Annotated in this window: 20 protein-coding genes; all 20 read right to left on the reverse strand. The window is 47.1% G+C overall.

The window, feature by feature from the left end; genetic code table 11:
* On the reverse strand, positions 1–1,092 hold the full coding sequence (locus K401_RS0128990; protein WP_084493023.1) for a BMP family protein: 1,092 nt from the start codon (positions 1,090–1,092) through the stop codon (positions 1–3).
* Positions 1,093–1,113: 21 nt separating this feature from the next.
* A complete protein-coding gene (locus K401_RS0128995; RefSeq protein WP_024296234.1) occupies positions 1,114–2,214 on the reverse strand; it encodes a BMP family protein in 1,101 nt (366 codons plus the stop codon).
* Positions 2,215–2,246: 32 nt separating this feature from the next.
* On the reverse strand, positions 2,247–3,125 hold the full coding sequence (locus K401_RS0129000) for an ABC transporter permease (RefSeq protein WP_024296235.1): 879 nt from the start codon (positions 3,123–3,125) through the stop codon (positions 2,247–2,249).
* A gap of 3 nt (positions 3,126–3,128) precedes the next feature.
* Complete coding sequence (locus tag K401_RS0129005; RefSeq protein ID WP_084493163.1) at positions 3,129–4,142, reverse strand: ABC transporter permease; 1,014 nt, start codon at positions 4,140–4,142, stop codon at positions 3,129–3,131.
* Between the two features lie 239 nt (positions 4,143–4,381).
* Complete coding sequence (locus K401_RS0129010) at positions 4,382–5,584, reverse strand: YgeY family selenium metabolism-linked hydrolase (RefSeq protein WP_024296237.1); 1,203 nt, start codon at positions 5,582–5,584, stop codon at positions 4,382–4,384.
* Positions 5,585–5,610: 26 nt separating this feature from the next.
* Positions 5,611–6,687 carry a 4Fe-4S binding protein gene (locus K401_RS0129015; protein ID WP_024296238.1) on the reverse strand — a complete coding sequence of 359 codons (1,077 nt, stop codon included), beginning with the start codon at positions 6,685–6,687 and terminating at the stop codon, positions 5,611–5,613.
* Positions 6,684–8,012, reverse strand: a complete 1,329-nt coding sequence (locus K401_RS0129020; RefSeq protein ID WP_051464105.1) for an amidohydrolase family protein — start codon at positions 8,010–8,012, stop codon at positions 6,684–6,686. The genes K401_RS0129015 and K401_RS0129020 overlap by 4 nt, the downstream gene beginning before the upstream one ends.
* Before the next feature lie 340 nt (positions 8,013–8,352).
* Positions 8,353–10,122 carry a sigma-54-dependent Fis family transcriptional regulator gene (locus K401_RS0129025; protein WP_024296240.1) on the reverse strand — a complete coding sequence of 590 codons (1,770 nt, stop codon included), beginning with the start codon at positions 10,120–10,122 and terminating at the stop codon, positions 8,353–8,355.
* An 18-nt stretch (positions 10,123–10,140) separates the two neighbouring features.
* Entirely contained in the window at positions 10,141–11,511 is a 1,371-nt protein-coding gene (gene hydA, locus K401_RS0129030) for a dihydropyrimidinase (protein WP_024296241.1), read from the reverse strand.
* A gap of 59 nt (positions 11,512–11,570) precedes the next feature.
* Entirely contained in the window at positions 11,571–11,816 is a 246-nt protein-coding gene (locus tag K401_RS33110; protein ID WP_166435304.1) for a hypothetical protein, read from the reverse strand.
* A 384-nt stretch (positions 11,817–12,200) separates the two neighbouring features.
* On the reverse strand, positions 12,201–12,410 hold the full coding sequence (locus K401_RS0129045; protein ID WP_024296243.1) for a TOBE domain-containing protein: 210 nt from the start codon (positions 12,408–12,410) through the stop codon (positions 12,201–12,203).
* A gap of 35 nt (positions 12,411–12,445) precedes the next feature.
* Positions 12,446–13,348, reverse strand: a complete 903-nt coding sequence (gene modA / locus K401_RS0129050) for a molybdate ABC transporter substrate-binding protein (protein WP_024296244.1) — start codon at positions 13,346–13,348, stop codon at positions 12,446–12,448.
* Between the two features lie 769 nt (positions 13,349–14,117).
* On the reverse strand, positions 14,118–16,043 hold the full coding sequence (locus K401_RS0129055; RefSeq protein WP_029701080.1) for an oxidoreductase: 1,926 nt from the start codon (positions 16,041–16,043) through the stop codon (positions 14,118–14,120).
* An 18-nt stretch (positions 16,044–16,061) separates the two neighbouring features.
* Complete coding sequence (locus tag K401_RS32140) at positions 16,062–16,607, reverse strand: PadR family transcriptional regulator (RefSeq protein WP_024296246.1); 546 nt, start codon at positions 16,605–16,607, stop codon at positions 16,062–16,064.
* A gap of 631 nt (positions 16,608–17,238) precedes the next feature.
* Positions 17,239–18,162, reverse strand: coding sequence for a transketolase family protein (locus K401_RS0129070; protein WP_024296247.1), 924 nt, complete (start codon positions 18,160–18,162; stop codon positions 17,239–17,241).
* Positions 18,162–19,025, reverse strand: coding sequence for a transketolase (locus tag K401_RS0129075; RefSeq protein WP_024296248.1), 864 nt, complete (start codon positions 19,023–19,025; stop codon positions 18,162–18,164). Before K401_RS0129075 ends, K401_RS0129070 begins: the two co-directional genes overlap by 1 nt.
* Before the next feature lie 39 nt (positions 19,026–19,064).
* Complete coding sequence (locus K401_RS0129080; protein ID WP_024296249.1) at positions 19,065–19,529, reverse strand: PTS sugar transporter subunit IIA; 465 nt, start codon at positions 19,527–19,529, stop codon at positions 19,065–19,067.
* 6 nt (positions 19,530–19,535) lie between these two features.
* The gene (locus K401_RS0129085) at positions 19,536–21,476 is read right to left on the reverse strand and encodes a BglG family transcription antiterminator (RefSeq protein WP_024296250.1); all 1,941 of its coding nucleotides are present in this window, start codon (positions 21,474–21,476) and stop codon (positions 19,536–19,538) included.
* A gap of 36 nt (positions 21,477–21,512) precedes the next feature.
* Positions 21,513–22,373: a ketose-bisphosphate aldolase gene (locus K401_RS0129090; protein WP_024296251.1), complete on the reverse strand. Its 861-nt coding sequence runs from the start codon at positions 22,371–22,373 to the stop codon at positions 21,513–21,515.
* Positions 22,374–22,385: 12 nt separating this feature from the next.
* Positions 22,386–23,483: a PTS fructose transporter subunit IIC gene (locus tag K401_RS0129095; protein WP_024296252.1), complete on the reverse strand. Its 1,098-nt coding sequence runs from the start codon at positions 23,481–23,483 to the stop codon at positions 22,386–22,388.
* Positions 23,484–23,490: the final 7 nt, after the last annotated feature.

Here is a 23,490-nt window from a genome sequence, read left to right on the forward strand (position 1 = left end):
TTATTGTAAAGAAACCTCTACTTCGATTTCATCATTTGAAATCTTTTTCTTTATTTCCTCAATTTCCGTTAACTGTTCCTCTGTAAACACTGACTTCAATTCCCGGAAATCAGACAGGCCAATTACCCCTTCCTTCACACCGAACTTATAAGACACCGGTTCTAAATCTCCGGCAAGCTGATACTGGGCAGCCAGAAGAATTGCCTTGCTGATGCGATTAGTGGCACTGGTCAGAGTCTTTTCAGGAAGCAGATCATATTGATCTTGTATGGAACCAATGGCGTATATTCCATTAGTTTCCCTTATGGCTTCAAAAATTCCAAGCCCTGCAGCATTGGCGTCATGGGTGATCACATCGGCCCCCTGCTGGATAAATGCGTTTGTCTGTTCCTTTACTTTTGCCGCATCATCAAAGTTTCCGGTAAGAGCTGTCAGAGCCTTTATATCCGGATTTACATAGGCTGCTCCCTGTACAAAGCCCTGGTTGAAATAAACAATTGCGGGAATCTCCAGACCACCGACGGAAGCCACCACTCCGCTTTTTGTAGCCATGGCCGCTACCACTCCGGCTAAAAATCCCTGCTCTCCATTTAAGTTTTCCAGAGAGCACACATTAGGCTCCTGATACACATCTGCACTGGTTATACAGAACATGGAGTCAGGATAATCGGGAGCCACCTTCATGGCCGCATCTGCAAATTGATATCCATGGCCGATAATCAGGTTAAAGCCCTGATCCGCATAGCCCCGGAACACATTTTCATATTCTGTTGCAGCAACCTTTTCTGAATAGGCTGTCTGGCAGCCGGTTTCCTTTTCAATCATCTGAAGGCCTTCATAGGCCTCCTGGTTCCAGCCCTTATCATTTACCGTACCCGGAAGCAGCAAAGCTACCTCATAATCTTTTGCATCTGTCTGGGAAGAGGCGGAAGCCTCGGCCTCAGCGGAGGTTTCCGTTACGGAAGGGGTTGTTTCAGGTGGAGCACTGGTTACCGTGCTTCCCGTACTTCCTGCGCAGCCAGCCAGTGAAACGGTCATTAGGGCTGCTGCTGCCACTGCGGACACTTTAGAAATCATAGATTTTTTCATCATACTATTCTCCTCAACTATGAATTACTGTGCAGAAACCTCAATTTTGATTTCACCGTTTACAATCCGTTTCTGTATTTCTTCCAGTTCCGTTAACTGCTCTTCTGTAAAGACAGATTTTAAATCCCGGAAATCTGCCAGGCCGATTACCTCTTCCTTTATACCGAATTTATAGGAAATGGGTTCTAACTCTCCTGCAACCTGATATGTGGCAGCCAGAAGGATTGCCTTGCTGATCTGGTTCGTTGCGCTGGTCAGGGTCTTTTCAGGAAGAAGCTCGTACTGGTCGCCTACCGAACCAATGGTATATACCCCATCATGTTCCTTTGCAGATTCAAAAATTCCAAGTCCTGCAGCATCGGCATCATGGGTGATCACATCAGCTCCCTGCTGGATAAATGCATTTGCCTGTTCCTTTACCTTTGCCGCGTCATCAAAGTCTCCCGTAAAGGCGGTCAGAGCCTTTACCTCCGGATTTACATAGGCAGCTCCCTGTACAAAGCCCTGGTTAAAATAAACGATTGAGGGCACTTCCATTCCGCCGACAGAACCTACTACACCGCTTTTGGTGGCCATGGCTGCTACCGCTCCGGCTAAAAATCCCTGCTCACCATTTAAGTTTTCCAGAGAGCATACATTGGGCTCCTGGTATATATCCGCACTGGTAATGCAGAACATGGAATCAGGATAATCGGGAGCTACCTTCATGGCCGCATCCGCAAATTCATATCCATGTCCGATAATCAGATGAAAGCCCTGGTCCGCATAGCCCCGGAATACATTTTCATAATCCGTAGGAGCAACCTTTTCTGAATAGGTTACCTGACAGCCGATTTCTTTTTCAATCTGCTCCAGTCCTTCATAGGCCTCCTGGTTCCATCCCTTGTCATTTACCGTACCCGGAAGCAGCAAAGCCACTTTATAATCTTCCGGAGCCATTTGGGAAGCGGCTGTAGTCCCAGCCTCGCCTTTTGCTGCCTCAGTAGATGCTGCCTGGGAAGCTGCTCCGGTGGTCTGGCTGTCTGCGGAGCTTCCTGTACTTCCTGCGCAGCCGGCCATGGAAAGGCTCATCAGGGCTGCTGCCGCCATTGCGGTCACTTTGAAAAACATAGATTTCTTCATCATTTTTTCTCCTCCTGCTTCGTGTGAAAAACTGGTTACCTGGCCTTTTCATAAGGCTGGCCAAGAGCCTCCGGTTCGTTTGATTTTTTTCCGAATCCGGCTACTATGATAACCGTAAGTACATACGGAATCATCAAAATAAACTGGGTGGGTATCCCGCTTCCAATTGCCTGGAGACGGTAAACAAAAGCCTCTCCCACACCGAAAACCAAAACTGCAAGCAGGGAACCCACTGCCGTATACCGGCCGAAGATCACCGCCGCCAGGGCAATGTAGCCCCGTCCTGTTACCATTTCTTCTGAAAAAAAGGACAGGATTCCCATAGATAAGTACACGCCGCCAAAACCAATCAGCATGGAGCCGGCTACAGTGCCGGCATACCGGATTCCCGGTACACTTAAGCCCATGGAATCCACTGCCCTGGGATTTTCCCCCGCAGCCCGGATCTTAAGTCCCGGCTTTGTCTTATAAAGAAAGAACGTTAACAGAAGAACCGTTCCGATCCCCATATAGACCGGAAGTGTAAGTCCTGCGGCAGCCGGACGGAATCCGGTCAATTGGGGCGTAGAGCCGCCGATGCCGAACAGCATCCGGTACAGGGTGGTGGTAAGTCCGATGGACAGTATGTTAAAGGCAACGCCTACTACGGTCTGGTTTGCTTTCATGGTTATGGTAAAAAATGCGAACACCAGTCCCATAAGACCTGTAATCGCCATTCCAAACAGGGCGCCGTACCAGACATTTCCAAACAGATAGGTCCCTGCCATTCCGGAAAAGGCTCCCATAAGCATCATCCCTTCTGCGCCGATGTTTAAAACGCCGGATAAATGCATCAGCAGAATTCCAAGTGTTGCAAACAGAATTGGAGTTGACGTGTTGATCACAACTTTCAAAAAGCCGAACATTTCTTCCATTGCTTATCTCCTTCCTTGTCTCTTTCTGAACACATCAGCCACCACGAACAGGATGACCAAAGCCTGCAAAATGTATATTACAGCAACCGGTATCTTGGTAAACATCTGAATGGCATTTCCTCCGCTTCGGAGGGCTCCGAACAAAATGGAAGAAAACAGGATTCCTGCCGCTCCGTTATTTCCCAGGAGAGAAACTGCAATGCCGTCAAAGCCATAGCCCGCGGACAGTCCTGCAATCAGCTTGTGCTGAACTCCCATAACCTCCATACAGCCGGCCAGGCCTCCCAGGCCCCCTGCCACGAACATGGACAGGAATACTGTCTTTTTAACGGAAATCCCACCATAACGGGCCACTTCGCTGCTGGAGCCTACCATGCTCATTTCGTATCCCTTGGAGGTGTACCTCCAGAACAGGAAATATACAGCCAGGGCCAGTAAAGCCACCAGCAGGCCGATATTTAACTGGGTTTTGGGAATTAAGTTCATCAGTTGGGCCGACGGCTGGATGCTGTCCGTCTGAGGGTAGGCTCCTTTTGCTTCCTGAATGGGACCGTTCACCATATATGAGGTGAAATAAATGGCCGCATAGTTCAGCATGACCGTAGTGATCATCTCATTGGAGCCAAACCGGTTTTTCAGAAAGCCGGCCAGGCCTCCCCATAACCCTCCTCCCAGAAATCCGCAAAAGAGGCTGAGAGGAATGTGAAGCAGGGGCGGAAGCTTTAAAAAAACTGCAGGACAGACCGCAAACAACGCTCCCATATAAAGCTGGCCTTCAATACCGATGTTGATCAGACCGCATTTATAGGCAAAGCCATAGCTCATTCCTACAAAGATCAAGGTAGTGGCCTTAACCAGTGTCAAGGCGATTGCTCTCTGAGTTCCCAAGGAGCCTTCAAGCATAACCAGATAAACTTCCCCGGGATCCTCCCCTACCAGAAATATGACAACAGCTCCTATGAGCAGCGCCAGCACAATGGATAAAATTGGTTTTGATATGGATTTTAATATTTTCATTCCCATTTCCTCTCTCCATGAAATAAAAAATCCTTACTGCATTTATCCTTTCAGACCGTCCTGAAAACAGAGTACGGCATTCTGATTAAATGGATAAATGAGATAAGGATTTACGAATTACATCAGTGATGTAATTTACGGCTAACAAATCTACCTGTATTTAATTAAAAAAACGAGGGCGGAAACATTTCTGTTAACGCCCTCGTTACAGGTAAAATACCATATGTAAATCCCAATTGTCAAATATTTTTTTTGGTTTCATCAAGCAAAGCCTTCATAGTCAGGTAATAACAGTCCGCAGCTTTTTTCAACTGCTGTATTTCCACATACTCGCTGATGGTATGAGCCAGACATTCTTCTGAGGGTCCAAGCCCGAGGGTCTTAATTCCCGCTTCCCCTGCATAATGGCTTCCATTGGTACAGAAATTGTACTGGGTGATTTCAGGAGTATAACCCGCCGTCTGAAGCTCCTGGTAAACCGCCTGAACAAAATCGCTGTCCTTCTCATACAGCCAGCCTGGAAAGAAGCGCTCACCTTCTATGGGATTGCCTGTATAGCACATTTCTCTGCCAATGGCATAGGAGACTTTTGCATGAATCCAGGGATTTTCTTCCATCAGCCCTTCCAGAAGCTTTTGAATGGGTTCCAGAACGCTTTCCCTGGTTTCCCCTACCAGAAGCCGCCTGTCATAGGTGGAGCGGCAGTATTCCGGCACTACGGAGGCTCCGGGATATGGACTGGACTTGATGTCCGTCAGCTCCAGAATTCCTTTTCCAAGAACCGGATGCTCAGGAGGCTCTAAGGCCTTAATGGCCTCAATGACCTTCACCATCTGATAAACCGCATTATTTCCTTTCTCAGGATTTGCAGAATGGGCCGGAACGCCGAAGGTTTCCACCACAATTTCCGCCCGCCCCCTCTGGCCTATTTTTAAGTTTAGCTGGGAGGCTTCGCCGATCACCACATAATCCGGCTCTGCATAAGCGCTGATCTCTCTTGCAGCCAGACCTTCAAAGCATTCTTCATGGACCACGCCTGCCACATAAATATCTCCGGCAAAATCATTTTGACAGTCCCTGGCAAAATCAGCCGCCGCACAGGCCATGGCCGCCAGAGCGCCTTTCATATCCGAAGCTCCTCTTCCATAAATTTTCCCGTCCTTTATGTCAGCACTTAAGGGAGGGGCCTGCCACTGGTCTTCCCGGGTAATGGGTACGGTATCCATGTGTCCGTCAAATAAAATCCTCTTTCCCGGACGGTTTCCCTTTATGTGTCCGATGGTGTTTCCATACCGGTCCACCGCTACCTCATGGAAGCCGTTTGACTCCATGAACTCCTTTAAGCAGTCAGAGACTTCCTTTTCCTCTCCGGAATAGCTTCTCACCCGGATCAGTTTTCTGCATAGATCAATAACCGCATTTCCTCTTTCTTCACTCAGCATCAGTTCATGTCCTCGTTTCTTAAATTTTACGGAGTGTTTCTGAAAATCGCTTTTACTGGACACATGGTCAGGCACAGGCCGCAGGCCCGGCACCGTTCCATATCCAAAATCATATTCCCCTCTTCGTCAAATCCCCTGGCCTCATAAGCACATGCCTTTATGCACATATTGCATCTGGTGCAGCGGGATTTTTCAAAACCCATCTGAAAATCTGTGCCGGGCGGTTCCGGAAGATACTGATGGACCGTTCCCCGGATTTCCTTTAAAGACTGAAATCCATGGCCGGCAAGATAGCCTTCCACCCCTTTTTGCAGTTTGAAAAGGTATTCCGGTCCGTTCATAATCAGTGCGGAACAGACACCGATATAATCCGCTCCTGCCATGACCAGTTCAATTCCATCCTGCCACTTCATCACTCCTCCCAGACCTATAATGGGCAAATGACAGACTTTCCGCAGTTCACAGATTTTCTGTTCAATAAATGGAAGAATGGAGGAACCGGTCACCCAGCCATATCCGTCTGTACCTCCCACAAGAGGCTGCCCGGTTTCAATATCAATTCTCAACGCAGGTCCCATGGAATCACATGCCGTAAATCCATCGGCACCGGCAGCCATACAGGCCTCCGCCATTTCCAGAAAATCAGGAACATTGGGCGACAGCTTGCATAGAACAGGAATGGATACTCTCTTTTTTGCATCCCGTATCATGGGAACCAGTTCTTTTCTGTCATAGGATACCAGTTCGACCATGGGAACTCCTGTATGTTCCAGCCGTTCTAAAATCTGTGAGCTTTCCTCCAGAGTGTGTCCTACGCTGGCAATGCACACCACTCCGGCGTCCACCGCCTTTTTAAGCTCTCCATCAAGCCAGAATCCGGAGTCATAATCCGACCATTTCTCACAATTGATCAGCCCCTGCTTTTCACACCGGACCATATGGTTCACCGGGTTTACTGCCTTTTCCAGACGGATGGTTTTAGTCACCACTGCTCCGGCGCCGGTCCGGTGAAGCCGGATCATGCCTTCCGCATTATAGCTTAAGGGCCCTGATCCTACGATAAAAGGGGACTGGAGCTCTATCCCGAATATTGATGTGTTCATACGGCTCCCTCCCGGAATTCCTTTGCAAATTCCCGCATCTCTGCGTTAATTTTCTCTTCATCCATGTTCAGAAGAATTCCTTTATCGACGAGAATTCTGCCGTTTACCACCACCCGGTCCACATAATCCCTTTTTCCGTGAACTACGATCTGGTCAAATATATTTTCTCTTGTAACAGGAGTTAAAAACTCATCTTTTAAGACAATAAAGTCAGGATAAAAACCGGGGGTTAATTTTCCGCACCTTTTCCAGCCAAGACATCCGGCCCCATATTCCGTAGCCATGCGAAAGACCTCCGATGCAGCCATGACCTCGGTTTTTTCCAGGGCCGCCTTATGGATTAAAAAAGCAGCCTTCATGACGGCAAAAAAATCATTGATGTATCCATCGGTTCCAAGTCCTACCGTCAGGCCCGCCTCCAGCATGGATACAATGGGAGCAATTCCTCCTCCCACCTCGCAGTTGCTGATGGGCATATGTACGGTTTTTACCTTTTTTTCGGCCAGCAGGCTGATTTCCGAAGAATCCAGCTTCACACACTGGGAAGCCAGGGTTCTCGGTCCAAGGACTCCAAGGCTGCCGTAAATCTGGGCGGGCCGCATGTTCCTGAATGCTGCTTTTTCCGGTTCGTGCCGGCTTTCCGACAAATGAAACTGGTACATTACGTCCATACCTTCCGCCAGCTCCATTGCCTGGCGAATAAATCCGTCGTTACAGGTAAATGTTGTATGGGTACAGACCGCCCCTTCCACCAATCCCTGCTTTTTCTTAAAATATTGCGCAGCCCTGGCATTTTCAGAAAGACAAAACTGTCCGTTGGCTTCATCAATGCGCTGGCTGCTTTCCAGGGAAACGATCCCGCGGATTCCAAGCTCTTCCAGTATTTCCCCCTGCCGGATCAGAGTATCCGGTTCACAATACGGGGCTTCCAGGGTATCGCACAATCCGGTCACGCCGCTGTGAATGAGCTCTGCCGCCGATGCCCTTGAGGTTATCTCCACAGCCTTAAAACGAATCCGGTCCTCCATATAAGGCCACCAGTAATTGCCCAGAAATGTATCGAAGTCCGTCACACTTCCCATAACAGGAAAGCCTCTGGATAAAATTCCATATTGGTGCATATGTGCATTGATTAAGCCCGGACATACAATCTTCCCTCTGCAGTCCAGCACCCCATCCTCATCCCAGGTCCCTGTGATCCGTTCATTGGGAACAACGGAGGAAATCCTGTTATCTTCTATGAGAAACCCATGATTCTCATAAACTTCATCCGCCGACAATATGAGCCAGGAGGCTTTTACCGCAGTCATTTTATTTTTTTTCATGGAACAACACCCTCTCTGACGGCAAAAAGAAAGAGGCGCTTTGAACCTAATGGATTCAAAACGCCTTCGTTTTTTTGTTACGTGTTTTCTTGAATGGAAGTATAACGAATCGGCAAAAAAATGTCAACTACTTTTTTTGTATATTCCCTGTATATTTACCCATTTTATTCCACTTTTTGCATATTTAATCTGTATTTTCGAATAAATATACAATAATTATAAATTATCAATTTGATAACAGATCCAATTCCCCTTTCTCAGACCTATAAAGCAATTTATTTTTTATCAAATTGATAAAAGGCTGAAAATTTCATTTCCAGCCTTTGCATAAATAATTTTTTTAATTTTTTATGCCTGCAATCCCGTATTCCTCCAGCTTCCGGTACAAAGTGGCGATCCCCATGCCAAGTCTGGCGGACGCCAGCTTTTTTCCCTCCGTATGGTAACCGTAATAATCAAGAGCACGGATTATTTCCCTGCGTTCCAGTTCCTTTATCGGGGTAATGCCCACCTCCCGGCCTGGAAGGGCCATCTTATCTTTCAGCTCGCTGCCAACCATGGAAAGGTCAATTACCCCGTCTTCCCCCATCATGCTCACCATGAATTCCACACAGTTTTCCAATTCCCTCACATTTCCCGGCCAGTCATATTCCTTCAGGCATTCCATGACCTCAGGAGCGATCCTGGTCAGCTTTTTACCAAACAGCCGGCAATAACGGGCGCTGAAATGGCGCACAAATTGAGGGATTTCTTCCGTCCTCTCTCGCAGCGGCGTCATGACAATGGGAATCACATTCAGGCGGTAGTACAAATCCCGGCGAAACTTTCTAAGCCGGATCATTTCATTTAAATCCCGGTTGGTTGCCGCAATGATGCGCACATCCACCTGGATTTCATGGTTAGATCCGACTCTTGTTATCACATGCTCCTGAATGGCCCGCAGCAGCTTTCCCTGAAGGTGGATGGGCAGGTCCCCGATTTCATCCAGGAAAATGATTCCTCCGTTTGCCAGCTCAAATTTCCCCATTCGTCCGTTGGGATCTGCTCCCGAAAAAGCGCCTTTCACATATCCAAACAGCTCATATTCCATGGTGCTGTCGGGAATGGCCCCGCAATGAATCGTAATGAACCTCTCCTTGTTTCGTTTTCCCCTTCTCCAGATGGAGGTTGCAGCCACCTCTTTTCCGGTTCCGCTTTCGCCTGTGATCAACACCGTGGTGCCTGCATCCGCAATCTTTTCAATGTATTCCTTCAACTGTCTGGTGGACTGACTGTCTCCGATCAGCTGCTCCGGAGCTTTGATGCTGCTTAACTGGGTGATTTCATATATTTCATCCTGCAATACCTTAATATCATGGAATATGAGCATGGTCCCATAAGGAGCCTGTCCCACCTGCGCCTGATAACAGGTGCCAAATACGGTATAGATGGATCCGTTCACCAAAAGCTTGTACTCCTTCTGATGGTTCATCTCATCTCCGGTCTCCTGGATTTCCACCTTCACAAACTTTTCCAGCTCTTCTGACTTTTCCAGCTTTAAAAGCCTTTCCGCCTCCTCATTGGCAGAGGTGATCCTGTTATGTCCATCTAACACCAGGATGCCCTGGCTGACCCGGTTGACCATCTCATGAAGCATGCCGTTAAGGGCACGGTTCCGTTCTGATTCTAAATGTTCCTTTGCCGCTGATGCCACAAGGCCCGCGATCTGGCGCAGAAATTCCAGATAAATGGTAAGCCTGGGCTGGATCAGTTCCTTCTGCTCCTGAGTCATACACACCATTCCGATCACACCGATCACCATATCATCCATCAGAATGGGAGCTGATATCTCATAAGTTTCATTGCAGCGGTGACAGCGGGGGCAGTCCGTACACAGCGGATGCTCTCCCGGATTTTCAACCACAATCTGACGCTTGGTGCGCATGACCTGGTTAAAGACAAATGCAGTCTCCCCTACATAGACATCTATCTCCGGCTCAAAAAATCCGGTTCCCGCAATCCGCAGGCAATCGGAATCCACAATTACAATATCCATATTTACCATTTGAGACAGTATTTTCCCATACTGGACAACTGTATCCTGAATCTTTTTCAAATAACTCAACGACATCCGGAAATCCCCTCATTTCTATCTGCTGATCTCTCTTTTTAAAAATCTTCCTCCTGGTTCCTCCTGTACAAGCTTCCCTTCCTTTACAACAATCTGACCTCTCAGCAACACATGCCTGATTTTCTTTTTCACCCAAAAGCCTTCATAGGGCGTATAATCCACTTGCTGATTCTGGGTATCCGCAGAGATCATGTGTGGGAAATCCGTTTTTACAACCATAAGATCTCCGTCACTTCCCACCCCAATCACTCCCTTGCGGGGGTATAGCCCAAAAATCCTGGCCGGATTTTCAGCCGTTGCCCTGGCAATCATCCACGGACTCAGCCCCTGCTGCTCTCCGTAATGAAGCATCAGTTCCATACGGTGCTCAACTCCCGGTATTCCGTTGGGAATTCTGGTAAAATACCCTTTCCCAAGGTGTTTATGAGTTTTATAAAAGAAAGAACAATGATCCGTGGAAACCGTATCCAGCACTCCTTCCCTAAGCCCCTGCCACAATGCGGGCTGGTTATCCTTTTTCCGCAAAGGCGGTGAAAGCACATATTTTGCACTATCAAACCCCGGCAGTTCATAACAGGATTCATCCAGAAGAAGATATTGAGGACACGTCTCCCCGTAAATGTGCACCCCCCGTTCCTTTGCCCGGCCTATGGCCTGTTTTGCCTCCCCTGTGCTCACATGGACAATATAGACCCTGGCACCGGTCATTTCCGCAAAATCAATGACTCTGGACACAGCTTCCTTTTCCACCAAATCAGGTCTGGACAACGGATGGCTGCGAATATTATCTGGATTCTTTTTTAAATATTTCTTCTGCAGATACTCCAATACTTCTCCATTTTCACAATGCACACAAAGAATCGCTCCCGTCTCTTTGATACACTCCATCATAGGATACAGCTCTTTGTCACGGACCCCTATGCTGTCCTGGTAAGCCGTATAAGCTTTAAAAGAGGTGATCCCCTGCCGGATCATGGAGCGGATCTGTTCTCCTGTCCCTTCCTTCCATTCCGGAACTGTCATATGGAATCCAAAATCACAGAAGGACCGGCCGTCTGCTTTCTCATGCCAGAGGTCCAGGCCATCCTGCATCCTCTCTCCCCTCTGAAATTCTGCAAAATCAAGTATGGTTGTGGTTCCCCCCATGATTGCCGCTCTGGTTCCGAAAAAAAAATCATCGGAGGTCTTACACTCTGCTGCCGGCATGTCAAAATGGGTATGGGCATCAATTCCTCCCGGCATCACCATACATCCGGATGCGTCTACGGATTCTTCTCCCTCCTCCAGGCTTATATTCTCTTTAATTTCCACAATTACGCCATCTTTTACCCTGATATCCGCTCTTTTTTCCCTGGCTTCCATAACCACGGTTCCGCCTTTGACAATCATCTCTTCTGCCTCCTTATTCCTGCAGTTTTCTTACGGCTTCTGTGCTTTTTCATAAAATATTAAAATTTCTGTGCATTCTCAAAGAAAATCTTATTCACCACAGACTGGAGAATCCCTTTTCGAAGAAGATACTTCCTAAATTCACCCAGCTTTACAGGGCTTTCCACTGCCAATATCACGGCGCACCGTTCCTGGGAAGTATGTCTTTCAATATCCTTTGCCTGAAATACCTGCCCCCTTAAAGTGTCTGGAATAAATATAGCCATCGTCTGGCACAGCCTGCTGAATTTTCTTAATCCATTCAATGAAAATTGAGCATCCCCGCTTTTTCCGCCAGAATGTACAATTCCTTTATTTTCCTGTAACTTTCTATATGTATTCTTTGTCGGAAATTGTAACACGTGATATCAAAACCTGTCACCCATATCCTATAATTGTTTTGAAAGCAAAGTCAGCCTTTTCTTTATGACCCGAAATAGAGCCATCCGGTTAAAAAAAATAAGTTGTATTGAGGAAAATGGAAAGATGCCATTTATCACATTCTGAAAGAGAAAAAGCTATGCCGGGAAGTGATTATGATGCAGTAAATAAGCCCGCCATCAGGCGGGCTTATTCATGATACTTGTTTTAGGCCATCTCTTCATAACGTTTTCAGATCAGCCCTTTGGCACTTTATTCCATATATAATTTTAGTCAATGCCTACCATTACGGAAGTGGCCTTGATGATTGCATAAGCGTCTTTTCCTGCTTCCAGTCCCAGGTCCTGAACTGCCGCCAGGGATACGGTTGCTGAAACAATATTACCTCCGCCGATATCAATTCCTACAATGGCATTGACTGCTCCTGTATGAATGCTGATTACTTTTCCTCTTAACTGGTTCCTTGCACTGATTTTCATAATTCTTATCCCCTTCCCGGTTACTTTAGTATATTTTATTTACTTATCTTAAATCCAGCTTCTTCAAACAGGCCCAACGGTACCTCATCTGCAGTCAAATAAGTTTTAAATTCTTCTGCAGCCTTTGCCTGTGTATCATCCGCTTCAGCATTCTTTACCAGACCAACCGGATAAACTGCTGGTTCTATCTGGCTGTTATCTGCTTCGGCAATGATCTCCACCTTGTCAGCCATGGATGCCGCGTCAGTGGCATATACGATACCAACCTCATTGCTTCCCTCAGCTACTGCAGTAAGCACAGCCGTAACATTGGCTCCTTCATTGATTTCCATGGCTATCACCTTATCCAGCATACCCATATTAGTGAACAGCTGGCGGGCATACTGGCCAACCGGCACATCCTCCCCGGCCAGTGCAAGACTGGAGGCTTCGGTGATATTATCGAATCCGGTCACTTTTGTCTCCATACCGGCGGGCTTGATCAGTACAATCTTATTGGTCAGCAGATCCGTCACAGAGCCATCCACCACAAGGCCGCCGTCCTCCAGCGCTTTCATCTGCTTGGTCGCCGCGGAGAAAAATATATCACACTCTGCCCCTTCTTCAATCTGCTTCTGCAGGGTTCCCGAACTGTCCGCATTGTAAATAATGGTCACTTCCGGATGATCCGCCTCGTAATCTTCTTTGATTTTCTCCATAGTGTTTTTTAAGCTGGCTGCGATGAACGCATAGATTTCTGTTTTTTTTCCCGATGCAGCAGCAGTGGTCTCCGCTTCTGTCGATGCTTCAGCGGCGGTGGTCTCTGCTTCTGCTGCAGGTGCGGCGGTTGTAGTACTCTCTGATGCCGCAGTTGTCGCAGATGCAGAAGCGCCGCATCCGGTCATCAGCGCTGCCGTCATTATAATCGCCATCCATAATGCCATCGTTTTTCTTTTCATAATTTTTCTCCTCCTGATTCTTCTTATTATTTATCTAAACAGTTTGCCTGTATGGCCCAGATTCAAGACTGGCCGGCGATCCGCCCGTCTGCAGATATTGACGCATATCCTGGCATGCATTCGAAAGAATACGGCAGACGTATCCGTAATCACATGATTTCATTTTTTATCCTGTATCTGCTGGGGATTTACGAAGTAAGAATATCAGGTTCGGAGCAAGTTTCCTACAGATATAGGACGTTGCCCCTTTGCAAAAGAATTAGAAAAACTTTTTAGTTATAAAGCTTGGCAGAATTCCCATTCCGGAGTCTCCGCCCATATTTCCGGTTTGTTATTTTATATATGGAATGCCTGCTTTCTGCGGCTTTATTTAATTTTAAGTCACATTTTATTCTTTTACCTTTTTCTTGTCAATAAAAAGTGTTTCATTTTTCTCTTTTCCTGTATTTTTTCTGTTTTTAATTACTTTTCTTCCGTTTTATTATTCATTTTATATTATAACTTCGGTATAATTCTATTTTACGGTTGCTGCCGGAATTAGGCACGGAGGCAATTTCTTAATATCTAAACCACGTCGGCCTTTCAGGATTTTTACCACTGCCAGATGTCACTTCCAGTCTTATAGAAATTGATTATGCCTTTGGCGTACTTCATGCAAATGAAATAAGTATTCCAAGTAACTCACAATGTTTATATAAAATGAAAGGGATGCAGTTGAATATCTGCATCCCTTCTTCCTATTTATGCACTCATTAACCCATAACACATTCTAAATGCTTACCGCAAGCCGCGCAGCTTCTTCTACGGCTGCCGCGATCCGCCTCGGCTGTACCGCGTCACCGATCACGTGCAGGTCAGGCACCTTACCTTTAAGACTCTCTTCCAGTGGATTGTAAGCCCTGGAACCAATTGCCAAAATCACATTGTCGAAACCGGAAAGGTGAAGTTCACCATCTTTCCCAGAACAGACAACACCGTCTTTGGTGAACTGTTCCACCTTGGTACCTGTCATAATTTCCACCCCGCTTTCACGCAGAGTCTTGAACACAAAGAATGCCACACTCCCGTTCATATCCGTACCGGCTTTGTCCAGCATCTCTACCACGGTCGCTCTGCGGTTCTCCGAAAGAAGGAATTCCGCAGTTTCCAGCCCGACCATACCGCCACCGACCACGAGGTTGTTGTAACCCATCTGCGCATTTCCGTTCAGAATATCATTTGCCTGCGTCACCCGGATTCCTTCGTTGGGGATATTCGGCCAGATGGGTGTTGCCCCCGTTGCCAGTATCACGATATCCGGTTTGCATGCCAAGATGCTTTCCGTGGTGGCCTCGGTATTGTAACGTATCTCCACGCCGTACTTCCTGCACATTATCAGATAGTATTTGATACCGCGCGCAAGTTCACTCTTATTTGGCGGCATGCAGCCGGGCAGAACCTGCCCGCCGGCTTTTCCTGCTTTCTCCAGCACTACCACATGGTGACCTCTGGCGGCGGCGACCCAAGCGGCCTCCAGTCCGCCAACGCCCGCGCCGACAATAACCACGTTCTTGGGGGAATTGGCTGCTTCGATATTCAGACTGCTTTCGTGGCCGGAAAACGGATTTAGCATACAGGAGACGCCATGATCTCCCGGTAAAATACCTGGAGTGCCATTGCAGCGTGTCAGGCAGCCTACACATGGAGAAATCTCGTCGATTCGATTTTCCTGTACCTTCAGAGGAAACTCCGCATCAGCAAGGGAAGCACGTCCAAGTGAAACAAAATCCGCAATCCCATCCTCAATGAGGGAATCGGCAAGCACCGGATCGTTAATACGGCCTACTGTAATGACGGGGATTTTAACAGATTTTTTGACTGCTTCAGCATATTTGGTAATAAAGCCAATGGGTACATTGCTGGGCGGAACCATATAAGGCATCACGGCATAGGTGCCAAGTGAGATATGAAGCGCATCTGCACCGCTGCGTTCCAGAAGTTTAGCCAACACTTTCGTCTCGTTAATCTGCCGTCCGCCTTCCACTAATTCTTCTCCGCTGATGCGGACGCTTACGGGGAAATCACCGCACTTTTTCTTGATGTTTTGAATAATTTCCGCTGCAAAACGCGCCCGGCCCATCAAGTCACCGCCAAATTCATCCGTCCGTTTATTCACATAAGAGGATAGAAATTGCGCAATCAAATATCCGTGTGCCGCGTGAAGCTCCACTCCGTCAAATCCGGCCTCTTGCGCACGCACCGCAGCATCACCGAATTTCTCAATCAGACCGTAGACCTCTTCCGTGGTGAGTTCCCGTGGCTGGCCGCCCAACATCGGACAGGGAATCGCCGAAGGCGCCACCGGCTGCATACCCGTGGTTTGCTTCATTGTTTGCCTGCCCGCATGATGAAGCTGAATAAAGATTTTGCCTCCCTCCCTGTGAATGCGATCGGTCAGCCGCCTGCAGCCGGGTATGAATTCATCCGAATAAATAGCAAGCTGGCCCGGATTGGCTTTCCCTGGGGGATCAACAAATGCATACTCGGTGATGACCAGGCCAAAGCCTCCTTTTGCCCGTGCAACAAAGTATTCAATGAGATCGTCGGTGACGGAGCCATCCATTCCGCCGTGCCCGCTGCCCATTGCAGGCATAATCATCCTGTTTTGAAGTGTGACGTTTCCGATATTACCTGGTTGTAGCAAACTGTTAAACATAATATCATTGTCCTTTCTTTAAAAAAAATATTCTTTCGGAGCCAAACATGGCTCGTCAATCCGGCATTGAAATTTGGCAATAGTCTCCATCTCTAAACGGTACAATTCCAATAAAAATTCCCGTCCCTCCGCCGACCGATGACCGTATAGGCTTTCTCCATCCTGCAGCGTCCTTGTGGTAAGCATCGCCTCCTGTATAAATGCAAGCCTGCCTTCCAGAACTTTTCTGCGGATGTCAGGCGTCAGCAGGTGAAAGAAAGAAACCCGGATGAAAAATTCTTCACGATCAAAGGCAAGTGTATCCGTTATCGTATTGAGCGTTTGAATAAAGCTTCTTTTACCCGCCTCCGTAATTTCATAAACAAACCGGTCAGGTTTTCCTTCCTGCTGTTCTTCTCGTTTCATGATGTAACCAGACTTCTGAAATTTTTTCAGAATGGGATAAATGGTATTGTTGCTTATGCGTGTGCAGGCGCTGAAATTCCTTTTTAAGGTTTTCCCAAGTTCATAGCCATGCATTGGTTTTTCCATAAGACAACTCAGTGTGCAAATCTCATAATACATCCTGCTTCCTCCTGTACTTTAAAATCCGTTTCTGTTGTTTTGATATATTTTTCATAAACATGTGCGTGTTCGTAGTTACAGGCAGCCAGGAATTTGCCGAATACCATATGCCTGCAATGTTTATCCTTCTAGTTAAATTTATTAATAAAACAAAGTATATTATGTTAATGTAACATATTCCAATATAACTTAGTCTACTCTATCTTATTTCATTTTGCAAGTAAAAACTATTGGAATCTTCTGCCCAAGGGATCAGGGTGTTATAGGGCTTACTTTACAAAATGTTGGAATCGGAGGGGAACAATAATGGGCTTCAACCGAAAAGGAGCTGTTGCAAAAGTAGATTAAATCTACTGGAGCAGCAGCACCATTTTTATGCCAAATAAAAAAAACGGACTCCAAAGAGTCCGCAATCCGCTTCGCTACTTGCTCACGGCGTCCCCGATAGTGGGGGGGGAGGCCCTGCCCCGCTTTATCGGGCAAAACCCAATAGCAGCTGTCGCTGCCTGTCAGGTGGAGCCTGTACTCTACCTGACACAAACAAGTTCCCACCCACCACTTAATGCTTTTCACATCTGAAGTGGGGGACTTACTTGATTCAGTTAAATTTCTCAACTTGGCGTCATTGATTTTAAAAGTCCTTTACTGCCATAATAATCCCTGAAGCATTCAAACTGAACTTATTCTGCAAATCCGCAGACTTCCCCGAACACCCGAACCGGTCCTGTACTCCAACCCGGTGCAGTTTTGCATTCCCATTCTCCGCCAGCACTTCAGCCACCGCACTTCCAAGCCCGCCTATCACACTGTGATCCTCAGCCGTCACAACTTTTCCGATCTTTTTCGCATAGGTCAGAATCAAATCCCGATCAATCGGTTTGACACTCGCCATATCAATGACTGCTGCAGACAGCCCATCCTCGGATAGAGTTTGTGCCGCTGCCAGCGCTTCATATACCATATCACCGATGGCTATAATCACCACATCATTTCCATCCCGGAGTACATTGCCTTTCCCTACCGTGAACCGAACCGTGTCTTTTGCGTAAACCGGAGGTGACGACATTCTGCCGAATCTTAAATAAACCGGTCCGTCTATCTCCATCGCAGCTTTCACCGCCTCAAACACACTATATTCATCACAGGGTACTATCACTGTCATTCCCGGTATCGTCCTCATCAGTGAAATATCTTCAATGCACTGATGAGATGCTCCATCCTCTCCGATCAGAATCCCTCCGTGGGTGGCCCCGATCTTCACGTTCAGCCCGGGATAGGCAATGGAATTCCGAATCTGCTCATAAGCCCGCCCTGCTGCAAACATTGCAAAAGTGCTGGCAAACACGCACTCCCCAGTCGATGCAATTCCGGCTGCTGCAGACATCATATCTCCCTCACTGATTCCCATATTAAAGAAGCGGTCCGGATAACGCTTCGCAAATCGTATCGTCTGCGTTGCCTTGGACAAATCTGCATCAAGTACCACGAACTCCCGTTCCTGCCCCAGCACAGCCAGCGCCTCCCCATAGGCCTCCCGCGTTGACAAATATCCCATCACTCTGCCGACCTCCGTTCCTTCTCCGTCTCCATTGCCGTTAATTCCATGACTGCCCGCTCATATTGGTCATCATCCGGGGAAAGCCCATGCCAGACAGCCTGATTCTCCATAAATGACACGCCTTTTCCCTTCACGGTATTGCAAACAATCACTGATGGCACACCTTTCCGGCCTTTTGCCGCAGTTACCGCCGCCTTTATCGCTTTCACATCATGCCCGTCAATCTCGTCCACATCCCAGCCAAACGCCTGAAACTTTTCACCAATTGGTTCAACGTTCATCACTTCCTCTGTCCGGCCGTCAATCTGCAAATGATTGTGATCCACAAACAAAACCAGATTATCCAGCTTATAATGCGCGGAAGTCATCGCCGCCTCCCAAATCTGCCCTTCCTGCAATTCCCCGTCTCCGCAGATACAATAAACAGTATAATCTTTTCCATGATACTTTCCAGCCATTGCCATTCCATTTGCTGCCGAAAGTCCCTGTCCCAGAGACCCCGTGGACATATCCACGCCCTTGGTCTTCACCATGGAAGGATGGCCCTGAAGATGACTTCCTACCTGCCGCAGTCCTTTCATATCCTCCTTCGGGAAAAATCCTTTTAATGCCAGAGCCGCATAATAAGCCGGCGCCGCGTGCCCCTTAGAGAGCACCAGCCGATCTCGATCAGGGTCCTCAGGCTGCTTTAAATTCACCTGCATATCATGAAATAACAGCACCGAAAGAATCTCAGCCACAGACAGCGAACCGCCCGTATGACCGCTTCCCGCCGCATGAATCCCTTCCAGGGCCAGCAGTCGGATCTCCATCGCCATTTTCTTCAGAACGCTGTCATCCCTTTCATAATTATTGCACATAGCGTTTATCATATCCTTTCTGAAATCCCATCATTGCCTTCATATCTTCTCCCCTGTCAGATAAGAGATCATCTCTTTACAGGAGGAAACCTTCCGAATCTTATGTATCAGTTCATCATCCGCAAGCTTCGCCGCAACCTTAGACAGCAAAAGCATGTGATTTCTTCCAAAATCCTTGTCCGCATTGACACAGAACAGGAAAATGGTATCCACATCTCCCTCATCCAAAGTCTCCCACTGAATCGGTGCCTTCAAAGTCGCAATTGCAATTCCCGGCTGCTTAGCGCTCAGGCTCTTACCATGGGGAATGGCAATTCCTCCCCCAATTCCCGTGACTCCCTCCGCCTCACGCAGATAAATATCTTTTACAAATTCATCGACATTATCGATGTAATGATTTTCATATAAAAGCTGCGATAATCTGTTTAATGCCTCATTTTTATCCTTTACATCCAGGCCAATACGTATAATTCTTTCATCAAGTACATCTTTAAGCTGCATCATTCACCTCTATTGAATCAAATATTGATAAAGCTCATCCCGGTCCAGACTCCGTAGATAGCCAAGGCTGCTCTCGGTCTCGATCAGCTCCAGAAAGCCCTTGTAAAAGAGCTGGATCAGCTTCGAGTCATCCCGGTTTTCAACCTTAAACGCCAGGAGAAATACTGTATCCACAGCGTTTTCCATATTCCATTCCAACGGACTGTCTAGGAGTGCCACTGCCACCTTGGAGTGATTGGCAAATCCAGAATTCCCGTGGGGAATGGCAACCCCATTCCCGATACAGGTGGACACTGTCTTTTCCCGTTTTAAGATGGATTCGTGATAGTCTGCGGTCACATGACCCAGCGAAACCAGACGATCAGACAGCAGCTTCAGCAATTCCTCTTTGTCCCTGACTTTCACATCCGTAAAAATCAACTGCGGATCAAATAAATCATGACAGGACGGATCAAACTTCATTTTTGTTTTTAATTTGTGATTATTAAGGATTTCAATCCGGTGCTGGATCTCCCCTATTTCCTTATCCGCCAGCGGCGAACCGACTTGCAGAACATTATTACTGACAACGCCTAAATCCGACGTTGAGACAATCAGATCATATTGCTGCAGCATAGAGCGTTCAAAATCATGCAAGGAAATAATTGCAATCGTCTCCACCTTCGGAATTGAAATCCTGATCTTGTTTGCAAACAGCTGATTTAATCCCATCCCCAGGTTCGTGACCAGCGCCATGCTCACCGGATTGGACAGCCGTTCAAGGGAAGCCTGAAAATACAAAGCAATATAGCTTAATTCCGTTGAAGAGATATTAATGCCATAGCACTCTTCAAACAGAATTGACAAGGCCCATGATACCCGATACATCTGTTTATACTCTTCCTTGATAAAGTCACTCAGTGTCTTGGTCGTCTTTTTCTCAAACCGCATCCGGAATATGGCCGGCCGGATGTGATTTAAAAGCCCATAATATAATTCCCTGTCCCTGGTCAAGTCCATACTCAGCACTTCACTGATCACTTCAACAATACGGGTAATAAATATCTTCAGTTTTTCGTCGTACTCGTAAGCGGTATTTTCCTCTGCCCCTCCGCCGTGTATCAGATAAGAACACAGCAGTTGGATGGAAAAGTAGATGGTTTCTTCCTCACTGATCTTAACAAAAAACTTTTCCTCAATCATCAAAAACAAGGATTTTGACCAGTTATACTCTTCATACCTGGGGATTGTATCCCGGTCTGCCTCCGAAATATTCAGTAATCCAAACCGGCCGCGGACAATGGCCAGCGTCGCGTAAATAAGCAGGGAATGAAAGGACTCTTCAGCAAACTTCAAGTCCCACTTGTCCTTCATCGTGAAAATACATTTTTTTAACAAAGCTAAGTCAAGCCCTCTGGCAAAAAAGCTGATGGCCTCATCAATGCTGTACAATCCGTTATTCAGCACCAGATGTTTGATTGCCAGCCGGATATTTTCTTCGCTTCCTGTTAAAAAAATCCCATAATTCCGCCGGAAATTAAGCCGGAGTTCAAACACTGCCAGCCACTCTTCACAGACCTTCAAATTCTTTCTGACCACTGGAATGGAATCATATACCTGTTCACTTAACTCATTTAAGGTCAGCCGGTTATCCTTCGACGATAGCAGCAGAAACAGGTAATTATCAATTTGCTGTCTCCCGGTTGCGATACTTCCCGAACCAAAACTGGAAAACAGTTTCGGAATCGCATTGCTGTTTTTTACCACCAGATGCAGACCTTTCCGCGGTGATTTCTGTATACAGCCATACCCGGATTCCTTCAGCGTATCATTAAGAGCGTCTATTTTTCGACGGATCGTGCTGTCGCTGGTCTCCAGAACCGACGCAATCTTGGATACGGATATGTATTCATTTTCACTTAGCAGCAATAGTATATTGTGTAATAAGATACTATCTTTTACCTGTTTCATCGTTCACTCCTGATATCGTGTCATTGGGATTTCAACCTACCATAAATAGGATTTCCCAGTTGCCCCAAATAGATCCATCTTTTCCTGAACCGTAAACTTCACCGTTTCAATGGTCGGATTAAAGACCTGCGGCGGCATAAAATTACCGGTGTTTGTATAAATTTCATGAACCTTTGCAAAAAAAACCTGCTTAATATCACTCGATATGTTAACTTTTTGAATTCCGATCTCACAGGCCTGCCTGATCTCCTCATCCGGATTATCGCTGCCACCGTGCAGCACCAGCGGCACGGTGGCAACTTTATTGATCTCTGCCAGCAGTTCCAGCTGCAGTTTGGGCTTCAATCCCTTGGGATAAATGCCGTGGGCAGTGCCGATAGCAATCGCCAGCGCGTCACAGCCGGTCGCTCCGACAAAATCAACAACTTCCTCCGGATTGGTATAAGTAACATCCGTAACTCCGCCCTCATCCGAACCGCTGACCTGGCCGATGGTGCCGATTTCCGCCTCCACAGATACACCCAGCCAATGGGCAAAATCCACGATTTCTTTTGTATGCCGCTTATTCTTAGCCAGCTCCAGCAGGGAACCGTCATACATCACGGATGTGAATCCGGCCCGGATCGCCTCCACGCACTCTTCCATGGTCTTTCCATGATCCAGATGCAAGGCAAAGGCCACTTTGCTGTCTTTCAGCCTCTGAGTCACATATTGGAAGAAATGAGGAGTAGCATATTTAAATTCCCCTGGTGCAAACTGCAGAATCGCAGGTGTATTTGTCGCCTCCGCCTGCTCAACTACTGCCCTCACCAGAGCCAGATCCGAAGTATTGAATGCGCCAACAGCAAAATGATTCAACTTAGCTACTGTTAACATTTCCTTTAAATTGTATAGCATAATGCCTCCTGTTTATATAATTTCAATTTCAATTTCGTCCAGATCTTCATCTGAAAGTTCTTTTCCCAAATCCTCATTTCGATTTTCATCTGCCTCAGTAACCGGTTTCTTTATTATCGAAAGAACTGCTGCTGTGATAACTACACCGCTCCCCAGTGAGAGAAGTCCTTGAACCGGCGATGAAAAGAATGGGAAGGCGATAAACCCGCCATTTAACAGCTCGGAAGAATTTCCCCATACCATGGAGAGCCCGCCTGCCACAAAAGAACCGCAGACACAGGCGGTCACTACCCGCAGCAGATCGCGCGCTGCAATCGGTATCACACCTTCTGAAATCATAAAGCAGCCCATGATGGAGGCGGCTTTTAATGTCTCCTTTTCCTGTCTGGTGTATTTATTTCTCATCATCAGGCAAGAGAGTGAAATTCCCAGCGGCTGAATCATACTGGCGATAATTTGGACGGTCTTGGCATCACGGATTCCCTCCGCATAAAGAGCATTGACAAATGCGGTCGCAGTTTTATTAACCGGTCCGCCAAAATCAAAGGTTGCCATCGCTCCCAGCATACCGCCATAAAGAAACTTGGAACCGGATGATAAGGATTGTAAAAAAGCGGTCATTGTTGCCATCAGCCAGACAATCGGCCCTTTTATAACAGCAAACATCAACATCCCCGACACAGCCGTAGCTAAAAACGGTATGAGCAGCATTCCCCTTAAAGCTTCAATCGTCTTCGGCAATTTAATATATTTCCGGCATAAGTTCACTACGACACCGACCAGAACACCGCCCACCATACCGCCGATAAAGCCGGTATTAATGTTGTGGGCCAGCCAGCCGATGATAAAGCCCGGTGCCAGTCCCGGCTTGCCGCTTATGGAAAAGGCAATGTAGGCACAAAAGATTGGTGTCATCATCTGCATGCCCAAAGATCCGGTCTGGAACATCCAGTACCCAATACCATTCTCGCCGAGATTCGCAACCGACTGTCCCGCCAACGCCCTTCCGATTGCCATCGTCAAACCTGCACCGACCACCAGCGGAATAAAATAAGAAATACCGGTCAATATGTGCTGCTTCAATTCCTTCAAGTTAATGATATCCTTCATAGTGCTC

Origin of the sequence: Lacrimispora indolis DSM 755 (genome assembly GCF_000526995.1) — a bacterium.
GTDB lineage: Bacteria > Bacillota > Clostridia > Lachnospirales > Lachnospiraceae > Lacrimispora > Lacrimispora indolis.